Annotated in this window: 15 protein-coding genes; 6 read left to right on the top strand and 9 right to left on the bottom strand. The window is 65.9% G+C overall.

What is annotated here, in order from left to right; translation table 11 throughout:
- Positions 1–24: 24 nt before the first annotated feature.
- The 6 genes from FN976_RS03320 to FN976_RS29355 all read right to left on the bottom strand — a co-directional run bounded on the left by FN976_RS03320 (position 25) and on the right by FN976_RS29355 (position 8216).
- Positions 25–1575: a SpoVR family protein gene (locus tag FN976_RS03320; protein ID WP_145890967.1), complete on the bottom strand. Its 1551-nt coding sequence runs from the start codon at positions 1573–1575 to the stop codon at positions 25–27.
- Positions 1572–2840, bottom strand: coding sequence for a YeaH/YhbH family protein (locus FN976_RS03315; protein ID WP_145891454.1), 1269 nt, complete (start codon positions 2838–2840; stop codon positions 1572–1574). Before FN976_RS03315 ends, FN976_RS03320 begins: the two co-directional genes overlap by 4 nt.
- Positions 2841–2960: 120 nt before the next feature.
- On the bottom strand, positions 2961–4883 hold the full coding sequence (locus tag FN976_RS03310; RefSeq protein ID WP_145890965.1) for a PrkA family serine protein kinase: 1923 nt from the start codon (positions 4881–4883) through the stop codon (positions 2961–2963).
- 294 nt (positions 4884–5177) lie between these two features.
- Complete coding sequence (locus tag FN976_RS03305; protein ID WP_432417844.1) at positions 5178–6200, bottom strand: SIS domain-containing protein; 1023 nt, start codon at positions 6198–6200, stop codon at positions 5178–5180.
- A complete protein-coding gene (gene nagA / locus FN976_RS03300) occupies positions 6178–7320 on the bottom strand; it encodes an N-acetylglucosamine-6-phosphate deacetylase (RefSeq protein ID WP_145890963.1) in 1143 nt (380 codons plus the stop codon). The genes FN976_RS03305 and nagA overlap by 23 nt, the downstream gene beginning before the upstream one ends.
- Positions 7317–8216, bottom strand: a complete 900-nt coding sequence (locus tag FN976_RS29355; protein ID WP_145890961.1) for a glucosamine kinase nucleotide-binding domain-containing protein — start codon at positions 8214–8216, stop codon at positions 7317–7319. The genes nagA and FN976_RS29355 overlap by 4 nt, the downstream gene beginning before the upstream one ends.
- Positions 8217–8444: 228 nt before the next feature.
- Here FN976_RS29355 and FN976_RS03290 point away from each other — a divergent pair, with 228 nt between their 5' ends.
- From FN976_RS03290 to FN976_RS03265, 6 genes are read left to right on the top strand one after another with little or no spacing between them, the layout of a single operon-like run.
- On the top strand, positions 8445–9251 hold the full coding sequence (locus FN976_RS03290) for an NAD-dependent epimerase/dehydratase family protein (protein WP_145890959.1): 807 nt from the start codon (positions 8445–8447) through the stop codon (positions 9249–9251).
- 4 nt (positions 9252–9255) lie between these two features.
- Positions 9256–10137, top strand: a complete 882-nt coding sequence (locus FN976_RS03285) for an SMP-30/gluconolactonase/LRE family protein (RefSeq protein WP_145890957.1) — start codon at positions 9256–9258, stop codon at positions 10135–10137.
- A gap of 35 nt (positions 10138–10172) precedes the next feature.
- Positions 10173–11135 (top strand): TRAP transporter substrate-binding protein, encoded by a 963-nt coding sequence (locus FN976_RS03280; protein WP_145890955.1) that lies wholly within the window; start codon positions 10173–10175, stop codon positions 11133–11135.
- Positions 11136–11630: a TRAP transporter small permease gene (locus tag FN976_RS03275; protein ID WP_145890953.1), complete on the top strand. Its 495-nt coding sequence runs from the start codon at positions 11136–11138 to the stop codon at positions 11628–11630.
- Positions 11621–12916 (top strand): TRAP transporter large permease, encoded by a 1296-nt coding sequence (locus FN976_RS03270; protein ID WP_145890951.1) that lies wholly within the window; start codon positions 11621–11623, stop codon positions 12914–12916. The genes FN976_RS03275 and FN976_RS03270 overlap by 10 nt, the downstream gene beginning before the upstream one ends.
- A 48-nt stretch (positions 12917–12964) precedes the next feature.
- On the top strand, positions 12965–13729 hold the full coding sequence (locus FN976_RS03265) for an SDR family NAD(P)-dependent oxidoreductase (protein ID WP_145891450.1): 765 nt from the start codon (positions 12965–12967) through the stop codon (positions 13727–13729).
- A 7-nt stretch (positions 13730–13736) separates the two neighbouring features.
- On the opposite strand, the gene FN976_RS03260 is transcribed toward FN976_RS03265, so the two are convergent.
- The 3 genes from FN976_RS03260 to FN976_RS03250 are packed head-to-tail and all read right to left on the bottom strand — an operon-like array spanning position 13737 to position 16599.
- Positions 13737–15056: a TRAP transporter large permease gene (locus FN976_RS03260; RefSeq protein ID WP_145890949.1), complete on the bottom strand. Its 1320-nt coding sequence runs from the start codon at positions 15054–15056 to the stop codon at positions 13737–13739.
- A complete protein-coding gene (locus FN976_RS03255; protein WP_145890947.1) occupies positions 15053–15535 on the bottom strand; it encodes a TRAP transporter small permease in 483 nt (160 codons plus the stop codon). The genes FN976_RS03260 and FN976_RS03255 overlap by 4 nt, the downstream gene beginning before the upstream one ends.
- A gap of 59 nt (positions 15536–15594) precedes the next feature.
- Positions 15595–16599, bottom strand: a complete 1005-nt coding sequence (locus tag FN976_RS03250; RefSeq protein ID WP_145890946.1) for a TRAP transporter substrate-binding protein — start codon at positions 16597–16599, stop codon at positions 15595–15597.
- Positions 16600–16672: the final 73 nt, after the last annotated feature.

Genomic DNA, 16672 nt, shown 5'->3' with positions numbered 1-16672 from the left:
CCGCGCCCGCCAGTGGCGGCTGTCTCAGTGGTGCACCTGCGGCGGCGTGACTTCCCAGTGCTGCATCACCCGTTCGTGCGTGTCCACGCTTTCCAGCCGGACGCGGAAGCCCCACAGGCGCGCCACGTGCTTCACCACCTCTTCGGCGCTGTTGTCGAGCGGGCGGTCGGTGCTGCGCACGTGGCGCAGCGTGAGAGAGCGGTCGCCGCGGGCGTTGACGTTCCAGACCTGGATGTTGGGTTCGCGCCAGCTCAGGTCATGTTGCCGGGCGAGCGATTCGCGCAGGCGGCGATAGCCGTTCGCGTCGTGGATGGCGGCGACCTCCAGCTCGGACTGCGCTGCGTCGTCGAGCACGGCGAACATGCGCAGTTCACGCATCAGCTTGGGCGAGAGATACTGGCCAATGAAGCTTTCGTCCTTGAAGTGCCGCATGGCGTAGTCGAGCGTCTTCACCCAGTCCGACCCTGCGATGTCCGGGAACCACTCGCGATCCTCGTCGGTCGGCTTTTCGCAGATGCGGCGCAGGTCGGTGAACATCGAGAAGCCCAGCGCATAGGGGTTGATGCCGTTGTAGGCCGGGTGCGTGATGGGCGGCTGGAACACGACATTGGTGTGCGAGCTCAGGATCTCCATCATGTAGCCGTCCGAGAGGCGGCCTTCGTCGTACATCGTGTTCAGCAGCGTGTAGTGCCAGAACGTGGCCCAGCCCTCGTTCATCACCTGGGTCTGGCGCTGCGGGTAGAAGTACTGTGCGACCTTCCGGACGATGCGCACGATCTCGCGCTGCCAGGGCTCCAGCAGCGGCGCGTTCTTCTCGATGAAGTACAGGATGTTTTCCTGCGGCTCCTCGGGAAAGCGCTTGGCTTCCTTCTTGGCGGCCTTCCCCGCCTTGGTGGGCAGCGTGCGCCAGAGGTCGTTGACCTGCTGCTGGAGGTAGGCCTCGCGGTCCTTGCGGCGGATCTCCTCCTCCACCATCGAGATCTTCTGCGGCCGCCGGTAGCGGTCGACCCCGTAGTTCATCAGCGCGTGGCACGCGTCCAGCGTCTGCTCCACCGTGTCGATGCCGTGGCGCTCCTCGCACTCGGCGATGTACGCCTTGGCGTAGACCAGGTAGTCGACGATGGAACTGGCGTCCGTCCACATGCGGAACAGGTAGTTGCCCTTGAAGAACGAGTTGTGGCCGAAGCACGCATGCGCCATCACCAGGGCCTGCATCGGCATGGTGTTCTCCTCCATGAGGTAGGCGATGCAGGGGTCGGAATTGATCACGATCTCGTACGCCAGCCCCATGTGGCCACGCCGGTACGTTTTCTCGTTGGAGATGAAGTGCTTGCCGAACGACCAGTGGCGGTAGTTCACCGGCATGCCGACCGACGCGTAGGCGTCGAGCATCTGCTCGGAGGAGATCAGTTCCAGCTGGGACGGGTAGGTGTCCAGCCCGAAGCGCTCGGCCGTCTTGCGGATCTCGTTGAAGTAGAGGTCGATCAGCTCGAAGTTCCAGTCCGAAGGACTCGGCAGCCGCCTGGTATCGCTGGGCATCAGGCCCGCTTCCTCGGGGAGTTCGATGATGCTCATACGTTCACCGGCGATTTCTTGAAGAGGTCGCGGAACACCGGGAAGATCTGCGACGGCGTGCAGATCTTCTGCATGGCGAAGTTGATGTTGGATTCGCGCACCCGGTTGTATTCCTCCCACAGGTTCTGGTCTTCGTCGGCCACCTGCACATAGGCGTAGTAGCGCACGAGGGGGAGGATCTTGTTGTCCAGCAGCTCACGGCACTTGGACGAATCCTGCTGCCAGTTGTCGCCGTCCGAGGCCTGCGCCCCGTAGATGTTCCATTCGCTGCCCATGTAACGTTCGCGGATGATCTCGTTCATCAGCGTGAGCGCGCTGGACACGACCGTGCCGCCGCTTTCAGTGGCATGGAAGAACTCGTCTTCGGTGACCTCGGCGGCCTGCGTGTGGTGGCGGATGAAGACGACCTCGGTCTTCTCGTAGTGCCGCGAGAGAAACAGGTACAGCAGGATGAAGAAGCGCTTGGCGAGATCCTTGCGGGATTCGTCCATGGAACCGGAGACATCCATCAGGCAGAACATCACGGCCTTGCTGGTCGGCAGCGGTTCCCGCACGCGATTGCGGTACCGCAGGTCGAACGGGTCGAGGAAAGGCACGCGCTTCAGGCGGTCGCGCAGCTCCTGGACGACCTCGCGTTGCTTCTCGATCTCGGCCTCGGTCCCGGAGGCTTCCAGCGTCGCGAGCAACGCTTCGGCTTCCCGCAGCTCACGCCTCGGGTCTCCGCCCATCGCGATGCGGCGTGCGAGCCCCACCCGCATCGAACGGACGACGTGCAGGCTGGTCGGGTTGCCTTCCGAGACCACCCCGGCGCGGCGCACCTTCCACTCCGGGACGTCGGCCAGCAGCTGCGTGCGGATCATCCGCGGCAGCGCCAGGTCGTCGAAGAAGTAGTTCATGAACTCTTCGCGGGTGATGCGGAAGACGAAATCGTCTTCGCCCTGGCCGTCCTGCGAAGCGCCGCTGCCCCCGGAGCCGCCCGCGCCGCCTTGCGGCCGCTGGATGCGGTCGCCGCGCACGTACTCCTGGTTGCCGGGATGCACCAGCTCGCGGCTGCCACCGGGCGCATGCCCGAACACGGGCTCGGACACATCGCGCTTCGGCAGCGTGATGTCGGCGCCGTCCTCGATGTCGCGGATGCCGCGGTCCCCGACGGCCTTGCGCACGGCTTCCTTGATCTGCTCGCGGTAGCGCCGGAGGAAGCGTTCGCGGTTGCCGATGGACTTGTTCTTGCCCGAGAGGCGGCGGTCGATGACCTGGTGGAGCATGGAGCGGCTGATGTTGCTCACGCGCGCTCTCCATCGCGGGCCACCGCGGAGCCGGCTTTGCCGGGCCGCTGGTGGCGCCCCTTGAGGGGAGGCGCCGAAGGCGCTTCGGGGTGGATCAAGTTATGAGCTCTTGCGGACTCGCAGATACCACTCGCACAACAGGCGGACCTGGCGGCGTGTGTAGCCCTTCTCCACCATGCGGTTGACGAAGTCCTCGTGCTTCTTCTGCTCGTCGGCGCTGGCCTTCGCGTTGAAGCTGATGACGGGCAGCAGCTCCTCGGTGTTCGAGAACATCTTCTTCTCGATCACCGTGCGCAGCTTCTCGTAGCTGGTCCAGTGCGGGTTCTTGCCCGCGTTGTTGGCCCGCGCCCGCAGCACGAAGTTGACGATCTCGTTGCGGAAGTCCTTGGGATTGCTCAGGCCGGCCGGCTTCTCGATCTTCTCGAGTTCGGCATTCAGCGCGGCGCGGTCGAAGATCTCGCCGGTGTCGGTGTCGCGGAACTCCTGGTCCTGGATCCAGAAGTCGGCGTACGTGACGTAGCGGTCGAAGATGTTCTGGCCGTACTCGGAATACGACTCCAGGTAGGCGGTCTGGATTTCCTTGCCGATGAATTCCGCGTAGCGGGCGGCCAGGTGCTCCTTGATGTAGGCGAGGTACTTCTGCTCGGTCTCGGCCGGGAACTGCTCGCGCTCGATCTGCTGTTCGAGCACGTACATCAGGTGCACCGGGTTGGCGGCGACCTCCTCCGAGCCGAAGTTGAAGACCTTGGAGATGATCTTGAAGGCAAAGCGGGTGGAGATGCCCGTCATGCCCTCGTCGACCCCCGCGTAGTCGCGGTATTCCTGGTAGCTCTTGGCCTTGGGGTCGGTGTCCTTCAGGTTCTCGCCGTCGTAGACCAGCATCTTGCTGAACAGGCTGGAATTCTCCGGCTCCTTCAGGCGCGTCAGCACCGAGAACTGCGCCATCATCTTCAGCGTGCCGGGCGCGCAGACAGCATCCTTCAAGGAGGAGTTCTGCACCAGCTTCTCGTAGATCTTGACCTCCTCGGTCACGCGCAGGCAATACGGCACCTTGACGACGTAGATGCGGTCGAGGAAGGCCTCGTTGTTCTTGTTGTTCTTGAAGGCCTTCCACTCGCTCTCGTTGGAGTGGGCCATGACGATGCCGTCGAACGGGATCGCGCCGAAGCCTTCGGTGCCCTTGAAGTTGCCTTCCTGCGTGGCCGTCAGCAGGGGGTGCAGCACCTTGATGGGCGCCTTGAACATTTCGACGAATTCCAGCAGGCCCTGGTTGGCCAGGCACAGGCCGCCGGAGTAGCTGTAGGCATCGGGGTCGTCCTGCGCATAGCTCTCGAGCTTGCGGATGTCGACCTTGCCGACGAGCGCGGAGATGTCCTGGTTGTTCTCGTCGCCCGGCTCGGTCTTGGCGATGCCGATTTGCTTGAGGATGGACGGGTAGCGCTTGACGACCTTGAACTTGCGGATGTCGCCGCCGTATTCCTCGAGCCGCTTCACGGCCCAGGGCGACATGATGCGCTGCGTGAAGCGGCGCGGGATGCCGAACTGCTGCTCGAGCAGCGGGCCATCCTCGTCGTTGCTGAACAGGCCCAGCGGCGACTCGTTCACGGGCGAGCCCTTGATGGCGTAGAACGGCACCTGCTCCATCAACTGCTTCAGGCGCTCGGCGATCGACGACTTGCCGCCGCCCACGGGGCCCAGCAGGTAGAGAATCTGCTTCTTTTCTTCCAGGCCCTGCGCCGCGTGGCGGAAGTGCGAGACCACCTGCTCGATCGGTTCCTCGAGCCCGTAGAAATCCTTGAATGCGGGGTACACGCGGATCACCTTGTTGCCGAAGATCCGCGACAGCCGCTGGTCGTGCCGGGTGTCGACCATCTCGGGCTCGCCGATCGCGGCGAGCATGCGCTCGGCGGCGGTGGCGTAGGTGAGCGGATCCTGCTTGCAGAGCTCGAGGTATTCCTCGATCGACAACTCTTCCTCGCGGGTCTTCTCGTAGCGGGCCAGGAAATTACGGACGACGTCCATGAAGCCTCCTTCGTTCAGCGGACTGCTGGGTCACCTGCAGTGCGAAGTCACTGTACTCCAGCGCCTTCGGCGGTGACGAAAACGCGATGTAGGAAAGACACTGTCTTGACTGTAGGTGAACGGTAGATAAAAACAAGGGGGCGGAGTTTCTAAGTGGAAACCACTGCGTCCTGCGCAACACTGCCGCGTTGCGTCGTTGCCCGCTCGCGAATGCTTCTGTAAACGTGACGCGCATGCAGGCCATGCGGATGACAATGCAAGACTCGCGCCGTCGAACGGCACCGCGGCGTGCACTCAGTGCGTGCGCGTGACCTTGCGCAAGTGGCGCGGCCGGTCGGGGTCCAGGCCACGGGCGCGGGCCAACGCCTCCACCATCGGGTAGAAGCTCTGGATCGCGCAGATCGGGTCCAGCTCCACGGCGGCCGCGCCGGCCAATGGCAGGTCACAGCCGGGCGTGCCCGCAGGCGCCGCGAGCAGCACGCGCGCACCACGCTCGCGCATTGCATCGGCCAGCTCCAGCAAGCCCCCTTGCGCGGGCCCGCGCGGCGCGAACAGCAGCAGCGGGTAGCCTTCGTCGATCAGCGCCATGGGGCCGTGCTGGATCTCGGCGCCCGAGAAGGCCTCGGCCTGGATGCCGCAAGTCTCCTTGAACTTCAGCGCGGCCTCCAGTGCCACCGGCAAGCCGAGTCCGCGGCCGACCACGAACAGGCGATCCGCATCGCGCAGCACGCCGACCGCCGGACTCCAGTCCTGCTGGGTCGCCTCGCGCAGGGCTTCGGGCAGGTGGTGCAGGCCGCGCTCCAGCACTTCGTCGTGCTGCCATGCCGCCACCAGCCGCGCGCCGGCCACCAGCTGCGCGATGAAGCTCTTGGTCGCCGCGACGCTGGCTTCTTCGCCCGCGTGCAGCGGGAAGGTCCACTCGGCGGCGCGGGCGAGCGGGGAAGCCGTATCGTTGACGAATGCGCAGGTGATGGCGCCACCTTCGCGGAAGTATTGCGTGGGCCCGACGAGATCGGGACTCTGCCCCGACTGCGAGAACGCGAGCGACGCGAGCCCGGCGCACTGGATCCGCGACTGGTACAAGGTCACCAGCGACATCGGCATCGAGGTGACCAGGCGGCCCAGGCGCGCCATGATCAGGTAGGCCGCGAAGTGGGCGGCGTGATCGGAGCTGCCGCGCGCGATGGTCAGCAGCGACTGCGCCGGCTGCCGGCGCAGCAGTGCGCCAAGTTCGGCGTAGCGGCTGGTGTCCTCGACCAGCTGGCGCGCGACCGCGCCCGGCGCCTCCAGCGCTTCATGCAGCATGCGCGAGTTCAATCGCTTCTCCTTCGACGTGAACGGCCTGCAACTGCAGGTCGCGGTCCAGGACGACCGCGTCGGCCCAGGCCCCCGGCGCCAGGCGGCCGCGGTCCGCCAGGGCGAGAAAATCAGCGGCGTGCGCCGCCGTGCGGCGCGATGCGTCGGCGAGCGGCAAACCCATCGTGTCCACCAGGTTGCGCAGGGCCCGGTCCATGGTGAGCGTCGATCCGGCCAATGTGCCGTCGGCCAGCCGGACGCCGCCCAGGCATTTGGTGACGGGCTGGCGGCCCAGCTTGTATTCGCCGTCGGGCATCCCCGTGGCCGAGGTGGAATCCGTCACGCAGTACGCGCAGGGGATCGCGCGCAACGCCACCCGGATCGCACCGGGGTGCACGTGCAGCAGGTCCGGAATCAGTTCGGCGTACTCGGCATGCGCGAGTGCCGCGCCGACCATGCCGGGCAGCCGATGGTGCAGCGGCGTCATCGCGTTGAAGAGGTGCGTGAAACCGCGCGCACCACGCTCCAGCGCGGCGACGCCGTCCTCGTAGGTTCCTTGCGTGTGGCCGATCTGGACGCGGATGCCCGCGGCCACCAGGTGGCCGATCGCCTCCAGGTTGCCGGGGACCTCCGGCGCGATGGTGACGAGCCGGATCGGCGCCAGTTCCTGCAGGCGCTGGATTTCCTCGAGGCGGACCGGCCGGGCGAAATCAGGCTGGGCCCCCAGCCTGGCGGCGCTGATGAATGGGCCTTCGAGATGGACGCCGAGCACCCGGGCGGCTTGCGGCGCGCGTTGCCGGCAAAGGCCGCCGAGCCCGGCCAGCGCCTGCTCCAGGTCTTCGACCGGCGCCGTCATGGTGGTGGCCAGCAGGCACGTGGTGCCATGCCTCGCGTGGCGGCGGGCGATCTGCACTGCGGCGTCTCCACCTTCCATCACGTCACGCCCGGCGGCACCGTGGACATGCAGGTCGATGAAGCCGGGCAGGATGATCGGACGGTCCGCCTTGCTCTCGTTCCGGACTTCGGCCTCGGTGGCGGGCGTCCCCTGGATGGCTTGCACGCGCCCGGCGCCGTCGATGGCGAGCGTGCCGGCCACGAAGCCTTGCGGCGTGAGGATGAAGCCCTGCAGCGTTGCCGTCACGAAATCTCTTCCAGCTCCTGTCGTTGCACGGCTTGCGCCGCAAGTTCCAACGCGCCTTCGACCGCGCCGCCGCGCGGCTGCACCAGCCGGTTTCGCAAGGCGGGCCGCATCCGGGGCGCCAGGCGCTCCGCGATGCTGCCACCCACGGCCAGTGGCAGGCGGCCGCGCGGATCGATCGCCAGCGCCAGGTCTTCCAGCGCGGCCGTGGCCTGCTGCAGCAAAGCTGCCGCGGCCGGATCGCGCTCCTCGCATTCAAACACGGCGCGCGCCAGTTGTGCGTAGCCATGCTGCCCGGCCTGCGCGCACCAGGCTTGCAAGGCCTCGCGTTCATCGCCGCAGAGCATCCAGACGCGGCGTGCCAGCGGGCTGGCATTCGCCCGGCCATCGAAAGCCTGCTGCGCATGCCGGACCGCATGCAGGCCCAGCCAGGCACCACTGCCTTCGTCTCCGGCGGGGAAGCCCCAGCCGCCGACTGTGGTGCGCTCGCCATTCGCGGCCAGCGCTTCCGCGACGCTGCCGGTCCCGCTGATCACGATGGCCCCCGGCCTGCCCCCGTGCGCCCCCACCAGCATGGCGAACGCATCGGTTTCCGCGGCGAGATGAGCGAGGCCCGGGTCGGCAGCGAGGAAGGCCGTGCGCCACGGCCCATGGCTGGCACCTGACAGCGCCGCCACCATCGCGCACTGCCGCCACCCAGGGCGCCGGATGTTGGCGGCCACGAAGGCGGCCTGCACAGCTTCCTGGATGTGGCGCCATGCCTGCGCCACGCCCTGGCCCAGCGCGGAGGGTCCGGCACGCCCTGCTCCGACCACCGCACCATCGCGGCTGCGCACCAACGCCCGCGTGCTTGTGCCGCCGCCGTCGATGCCGATGAGGTAGCCGACCTGATCTCCCATCCACCTTGGAACGCCGCGGGCGCGCCAAGTGCCCGGTTCAAGGGCAACAAAACATTGCGACCACGGCCGAGCTTCGGTAGTTGTCGTACCACATGCGTGCCATGGGCCAGCCGTCCTTGGCGAAGAAATTCACCCTGGATCCTCAGGGATTCCCCTGAGTAGAAACGGTTGACGCGCCAGCCCTCGTCTACGCACAATCGGCACGTTGTATGACAACCGATACCACCCATGCCTGACGTCATTTCCCGGCTGCTGCTCACCGGCGCCGCCGGCGGCCTGGGCCGCGTGCTGCGCGAGAGCCTGCAGCCCTTCGCCGGACACATGCGATTGTCCGACATCGCCCCGCTCGGCCCGCCCGCGCCGCACGAAGAGATCGTGCCCTGCGACCTGGCCGACAAGGCGGCCGTCGATGCGCTGGTGGCCGGCTGCGACGCAATCGTGCATCTGGGCGGCGTGTCGGTGGAACGGCCGTTCGAGGAGATCCTGGGGCCCAACATCCAGGGCATCTTCCACCTCTACGAAGGCGCACGCCGCCATGGCGTCCAGCGCGTGGTGTTCGCGAGCTCGAATCACGTGATCGGCTTTCACAAGCAAGGCGAACTGCTGGACGCGAATTCGCCGCGCCGGCCCGACGGCTACTACGGCCTCTCCAAGTCCTTCGGCGAAGACGTCTCGCGCTTCTACTTCGATCGCTACGGCATCGAGACGGCCTGCCTGCGGATCGGCTCGTCGTTTCCTGAACCGAAGGACCGCCGGATGCTCATCACCTGGCTCAGCTACGGTGACCTCACCGAACTCGTGCGCTGCTGCCTGTTCGCGCCGCGCCTCGGCCACACCATCGTCTATGGCGCCTCGGCCAATCGCGACAAATGGTGGGACAACAAGGAGGCCGCGCACCTGGGCTTCGTGCCGCGCGACAGCTCCGAAGTGTTCCGCGCCAAGGCCGAAGCGGCGCCGCACCCCCCGGCCGACGACCCTGCCGCGCAATACCAGGGCGGCGGCTTCGTGAAGGCCGGACCGTTCGATACCCTGTGAAGCCATGACAGCCGAACTGGTCATCGACGCGCGCAACGCCGTGGGCGAAAGCCCCGTCTGGGTGCCAGCCGAGCAGGCGCTCTACTGGGTGGACATTCCGGCCCGCGCGATCCACCGTTGCGATGCCGCCGGCGGCGGACATGTGCGCTGGACCCTGCCTGAAATGGTCGGCTGCATCGCGCCGCATGCGGCTGGCGGCTGGGTCGCCGCGATGGAGTCAGGCATCTTCGCCGTCGACCTCGGGCTCGACGGCCCCACGGCGACTTTGCTGGCTGCCGTGGACCATCCGCGCACCGGCATGCGGTTCAACGACGGCCGCTGTGACCGCCAGGGCCGCTTTCGCGCCGGCACCATGCTCATGGACATCCCGGCGGCGCAACCGGTCGGCACGTTGTTCGCGCTGGAGCAGCACGGCAGCCTGCGCGCCATCCACAGCGGCTTGATGACTTGCAATGGCCTGGCCTTCAGCCCGGACGGCCGGACGATGTACCTGAGCGACTCGCACCCGCTGGTGCGCCGCATCTGGGCTTTCGACTACGACGTCGAAACAGGGCTGCCAGCGAGGCAGCGCCTGTTCGTCGACATGGCCCGGCATCCCGGGCGGCCCGATGGCGCGGCGATCGACGCGGAAGGCTGCTACTGGATCTGCGCTGCCGACGCCGGGCTGGTGCACCGCTTCACGCCAGGCGGCGAACTCGACCGCTCGCTGCCGGTCCCGGTGAAGAAGCCGACCATGTGCGCTTTCGGCGGCACCAACCTCGACACGCTTTACGTCACTTCGATCCGGCCTTCCGGCATCGACCTGGCGGACCAACCACTGGCGGGTGGCCTGTTCGCGCTGCGCCTCGGCGTGGGCGGACTGGCCGAACCGGCCTGCCGTCACTGACCCGCTTTCCACCTTTTTCAACCCACGAGGACGACATGAAGCTTCAGCAAACCCTCATCGCCATGGCCGCGGCCCTGGCCTTCGGCGCCCAGGCCACGGAGTTCCGCTCCTCCGACGTGCACAACAGCGACGACTACCCGACCGTCGCCGCGGTGAAGTACATGAGTGACCTGCTCAAGACGGCCACCGGCGGCAAGCACAGCATCAAGGTGTTCAACAAGGGCGCGCTCGGCAGCGAGAAAGAGACGATCGACCAGACCAAGATCGGTGCGCTCGACTTCACGCGCGTGAACATCAGCCCGATGAACGCCATCTGCTCCAAGACCATGGTGCCGACCATGCCCTTCCTGTTCCGCTCCGTCGACCACATGCGCAAGGTGCTGGACGGCCCGGTCGGCGAGGAAATCCTGAAGGACTGCGAGCAGCACGGCTTCGTCGGCCTGGCGTTCTACGACTCCGGCGCCCGTTCGATCTACGGCAAGAAGCCGGTGAAGAGCCTGGCCGACACCAAGGGCATGAAGATCCGTGTGCAGCAGTCCGATCTGTGGGTGGCCCTGATGGGCGCGATGGGCGCGAATCCCACGCCGATGCCCATCGGCGAGGTCTATACCGGCCTGAAGACAGGCCTGCTCGACGCCGCCGAGAACAACGTGCCCTCGTACGACGGTTTCAAGCACTACGAAGCCGTCAAGTACTACAGCCGCACCGAGCACTCGATGGCGCCCGAGATGCTGCTGATGAGCAAAGCGGTCTACGACAAGCTCCCGCCGGCGGAGCAGCAGGCGATCCGCAAGGCCGCCAAGGATTCGGTCGCCTTCCAGCGCAAGAAGTGGGACGAGCAGGAAGCCAAGTCGCTCGCCGTGGTGAAGGGCGGCGGCGCCGAGATCGTCGAGGTCGACAAGGCTTCGTTCGAAAAGGCCATGGGCCCCGTCTACGACAAGTTCATCACCACGCCGGACCTGAAGCGCCTGGTGAAGGCCGTGCAGGACACGAAGTAGATGTTGCTTTACACGAGGCTGTGCGCGGGCCTGTCCCGCGCCAGCCTGATGCTGGCCGTCTTCCTGCTGCTGGCCGTGGTGGCCTGCGTCCAGTGGCAGGTGATCGGCCGGTACGTCCTGAACGACACACCCACCTGGGCCGAGGCACTGGCCCTGTTGCTGGTGCTGTACATGACCTCGCTGGGTGTGGCCGTCGGCGTCCGTGACGCCGGCCACATCGGCCTGGAGTCGCTGGCGACGCTGCTGCCGGAACGCTTCCAGCGCAAGCTGGCGATCGTGGTGCACCTGCTGGTGGCGACCTTCGGCGTGCTGATGGCCAAGAGCGGCTGGCTCTGGGCCACCGGCAAATGGAACGAGAAGAAGCCCATGCTCGGCCTGCCCGAAGGCGTGGACTACATCCCCCTGGTCGTGGCCGGCACGCTGATCGTGCTGTTCTCGGTCGAACACATCATTGCGCTCGTGCGTGGCCACGACGTGGAACCCGCATGGAATTGACCGTCCTCGCCATCAGCTTCGTCATCCTGCTGCTGATGGGTGTGCCCGTGGCTTTCGCCATCGGCCTTTCTTCCGTCGCCACCATCCTGGCCGCCGGCCTGCCGGTCGCCGTCGTCTTCCAGAAGATGGTGGGCGGCATGCAGATCTTCTCGTTCCTGGCGATCCCCTTCTTCATCTTCGCCGGCGAGCTGATGCTGTACGGCGGCATCGCCGACCGCATCGTGCGCTTCGCCAACAGCCTCGTCGGCCACGTCCGCGGCGGCCTCGGCATGAGCAACGTGGTGGGCTGCACGCTGTTCGGCGGCGTGGCCGGCTCGCCGCTGGCCGACGTTTCGGCCATGGGCTCCGTGATGATCCCGCTGATGAAGAAGGAGGGTTACCACGCGGACTACGCGGTCAACGTGACGACGCACGCCGCATTGGTCGGCGCGCTCATGCCGACCAGCCACAACATCATCATCTTCACGCTCGCCACGACCGGCATCGCGTCGGTGAGCGTGCTGGGGCTGATCGTGGCCTGCCTGATCCCGGCGCTGATCCTCACGCTGTGCAACCTGGCGGCGGCCTACTTCGTCGCCGTGAAGCGTGGCTACCCGACGCGCGGCGACTTCGTCGGCTGGGCCGAGGTGGCACGCAGCTTCGCGGCGGCGCTGCCGGGCCTGTTCATCATCCTCATCATCCTGGGCGGCATCCTTTCCGGCGTGTTCACGGCCACCGAATCGGCGGCCACGGCGGTGATCTGGGCGCTGGTCGTCACGGGGCTGGTCTACCGTTCGCTGTCCTGGAAGCACTTCCTCAAGGCTTGCGCAAAGGCATGCAAGACAACCGGCGTGGTGCTCCTGCTGATCGGGATTTCCGCGGCCTTCGGCTACTTCATGGCGCTGTACGAAGTGCCGCAGAAGACCGGCGCGCTGATGTCGTCCGTGACCCAGGAGGCCTGGCTGATCTTCCTGATGGTCAACGTGATGCTGTTCGTGCTGGGTACCTTCCTGGACATGGCCGCCACCATCCTGATCTGCACGCCCATCTTCCTGCCGATCTGCGCGCAGTACGGGATGAGCCCCGTGCAGTTCGGCGTGATGATGCTGATCAACTGCGCGCTCGGCCTGAACACGCCGCCTGTGGGGACGACCCAGTTCGTGGGGTGCGCCATCGGCGGCATCTCGGTCGGCGAGGTGATGCGAACCATCTGGCCGTTCTACGGTGCGCTGGTCGCGGCGCTGCTGCTGGTCACCTATGTGCCCGCGTTCTCTCTCTGGCTGCCCTCCGTCCTGCTCGGCAAGTAAAGGAAATCCACCATGGCCAACGCCAGCTCCGCATTCTCGAACATGGCTTTGCCCGACCTGCGCGGCCGCGTCGCGCTCGTCACCGGCGCCAGCACCGGCATCGGCGCGGCGGTCGCTTGCGCGATGGGCGCGCAGGGGATGAAGGTCGCGGTGCACTACAACCAGTCCCAGGGCCCCGCCGAGGAAGTCGCGAATGCGATCCGCCAGGCCGGCGGCGAAGCGCTGCTGGTGAAGGCCGACGTCCGTGAGAGCGCGGCGATTCCGGTGGCGGTGGCGCATGTGCTCGACGCGTTCGGGCGCATCGACGTACTGGTCAACAACGCCGGCGGCCTGGTGAAGCGCGTGCCCATCGCCGAATTCACCGATGAACTGTTCGACGAGATCCTGCATGTCAACGCCCGCTCGATGCTGGCTTTCTGCCGGGAAGTCGTGCCTGCCATGCGCAGGCAAGGCGCGGGTGGCAGCATCATCAACGTGACGTCGGTGGCGGCGCGCCATGGGGGCGGTCCTGGGGCCTTCCTCTATGCGGGCTCCAAGGGTTTCGTGAGCACCGCGACCCGTGGCCTGGCCAAGGAACTGGTCGGCGACCGGATCCGCGTCAACGCCGTCGCGCCCGGCGTCATCACGACGCCATTCCATGATCGGTACTCGACGCCGCAGATGATGGAGTCCTTCAAGGCGACCATTCCGATGGGGCGCATCGGCACCGCCGACGAATGCGTGGGCGCTTTCCTGTACTTCGCCTCGGAAGCCCTTTCGGGCTATGTGACCGGCCAGATCATCGACGTGAACGGCGGCCAGTACATGCCTTGAGGCCGCTTCACTTGACGAATTCCGGTGCGATCAGCCGCGGCAGGAAGAGCGCGATCTCGGGCCAGACGATCAGCGCCAGCAGCACGAGCAGCATTGGAACCAGCATGATGAACGTGTCCTTCAACGCGAACCGCATGCGGACTTTCGCTACCGAGCAGGCAATCATCAGGCACAGGCCGTAGGGCGGGGTGACCAGGCCGAAAGCCAGCGCCACGATGCCCACGATGGCGAACTGGATCGGGTGCATCTGCACGGAGCGCGCCAGCGGCTCCAGCGTCGTGCCGACGATGATGATGGCAGGGATGGCGTCCAGGAAGCAGCCCACCACCAGGAAGCACAAGGCGATGAACAGGCCGACGCCGATGGCGCCCATGCCCCAGGAGGTGACGTTCGACAGCAGCGCCTGCGGGATCTGGTAGTACGCCAGCAACCAGCCGAACGCGGACGCGGTGCCGACGCAGAACAGGGCGATCGCGGACAGCCGGCCCGTCTCCAGCAGCGCCGTGTACAGGTGCTTGTGGTCCATTTCGCGGTAGACCACCATCGACAGGATGGCTGCGTAAATGACGGCGATCGCGGCCGACTCGGTCGGGGTGAACCAGCCCAGCAGGATGCCGCCAATGATGATGAAGGGCGTCATCAGCGCGGGCACCGACTCGAAGATGGAAACGAAGAACTCCTTCGCCGTCGCGCGCGGGTACACAGGGTACTTGCGCCGCACGGCGTACACGTGCACGGTCACCATCTGCGCCCCGGCGATCAGCAGGCCGGGGATGATGCCAGCGAGGTAGAGCGCCCCGATGGAGGTCGAGATCACGCCCCCCCAGACGACCATCAGGATCGACGGCGGGATGATCACCGCCAGCACGGCGGAAACCGCGGTGATGGCGATGGAGAAGGACAGGTCGTAGCCTTCGCGGGTCTGCGCGTCGATGAAGATCTTGCTCTGGCTGGCGGCGTCGGCGGTCGACGAGCCGGAGATGCCGGCGAAGAACACCGAGAGAACCACGTTGATCTGGGCCAGCGCGCCCGGCATGCTGCCCACCATCGTGCGCGACAGTTTCACCAGCCGGTTGGTGATGCCGCCAATTCCCATCAGGTTGGCGGTCAAGAGGAAGAACGGCACGGCCAGCAGGATGAACGAGTTGTAGGCCTTGAAGGTCTCGTTGAACAGGACCATGGGCGACAGCCGCGGCTCGAACAGCAAAGACGGCAGGCACGCCAGCCCGAGCGCGAAAGCGACAGGCACACGCGCCACCAGCAGGACGAAGAAGGTGCCGAACAGCAGCAGTGCCGCCATGCCGGGGGTGAGCGCGGCCTGCGTCATGCGGTTTCCTTCGAGGTCAGCAAGCGGATGTCACGCACGAACGCTTCCCCCAGGAAGACCAGCCAGGTGAGGCCCGCCACCGGCCAGGCCAGGAAGATGAAGGGCATGGGAAGCTCGGCCAGTTCGGATTGCTGGCTCCAGCCGAAGCGCACGAACCGCACGCCCCAGTACACGAACACCAGTGCGAACAGGAGCACGAAAATGTTCGAAACGATGCGCAGCAGCGCGGCCGCCCTGGGCGACAGGTCGGGCCAGACGTCGACTTCGAAATGCGTGCCTTCGCGCACGGCGACCATGGCGCCGAGCATGACCATCCAGATGAAGAGGAAGCGAGAGAGCTCTTCGGTCCAGATGTAGGAAGGCACGAGGCCCGTGTAACGCGACACGATCTGCATGGTGACGGGAACGACCAGGATGGCCACGGTACCCACCAGGAGCCAGGTCAGGATCTTGTGAAAATAGTCAATCAGCGTCTTCATCGCCCACTGGCAAAAAAACGCCTTTCCGTCGCAACGGAAAGGCGTTGTTGAGGGATCGGTTACTTGATCGACAGGATCTTGGCGTGGATGGCCTCCGCGCCGATTTCCTTGGCGTAGGCGGCCATCACGGGATCGACCATGCTCTGCATCTGCGCGCGGTCGGCGAACGGAACGCGCTTGAGCTTCCCGGCCTTTTCCAGTGCCTCGAGCTTGGCGGTATCTTCACTCGACTCGATCTGGCGGCCGTAGGCGCCCGCTTCCTTGCCGGCCCGGACGATCGCGGCCTGCAGGTCGGGCGGGAGCTTGGCAAAGGTCTTGCCGGAAAAGCAGATCGGCCGGATGGTGATGGCGTGCTGCGTCATGTTGAGGTTGGGTGCGACTTCGAAGAACTTCATCTGCTCCACGCCCGCTGCCTCGTTTTCTCCGGCGGCGATGACGCCATTCTGGATGCCGTTGTAGACCTCGTTGTATGCGATCACGGTCGGAGCCATTCCCACGGCGGCGAATGTCCGGCTCCAGATTGGCGCGCCCTGCACCCGGACCTTCAGCCCTTTCAATTCAGCGAGGTTCCGGGCCGGCTTGTTCGCAAAGATGTTGCGCGTGCCGCCGCCCGCATAGCCGATCAGCATCACTTCGGCCTTCTGCGCGACTTCATCGGCGATGGGCTTGAGCACGTCGGCGTCCAGCACCTTGTTCCAGTGCGCGAGGTCGCGGAAGAGGAAGGGTGCGTCGATGAACGGCGCGGCCTTCGAGAAGGTGGACATGTGCGCCGGCGAGACGATCCCGTAGTCGACCGAGATGCCCTGGTTCATGTAGGCGAAATAGTCCTTTTCGAGCCCCAATGTGCTGTTGCGGTGCAGGACGAAATTGATCGGCTTGCCGTAGTATTTCTTGACCAGTTCCTCGAACTTGAGGAGCGACTTGTTGAACGCGTGGTCGTCGTTGAACTGCACGGCGCCGTGCAAGGTGATCGCCGGTTGCGCGAACGCCGTCATCGAGACGCCCGCCAGGGCGACCGCCGCGGCGAACGTCCGACGCCCCAGACCCGAACCCGATTTGCTCATGTCTTGTCTCCTGCTGGATTGGCCAAGCTACGCCGAAAAGCAATATAGGGGCATCCTCGGGGCATGTCATAGG

The organism is Caenimonas sedimenti, assembly GCF_007833165.1.
Taxonomy (GTDB): Bacteria; Pseudomonadota; Gammaproteobacteria; order Burkholderiales; family Burkholderiaceae_C; genus Ramlibacter; species Ramlibacter sedimenti.
Note: the sequence above shows the minus strand (reverse complement) of the source record. Positions and strands in the feature narration are given on the sequence as shown.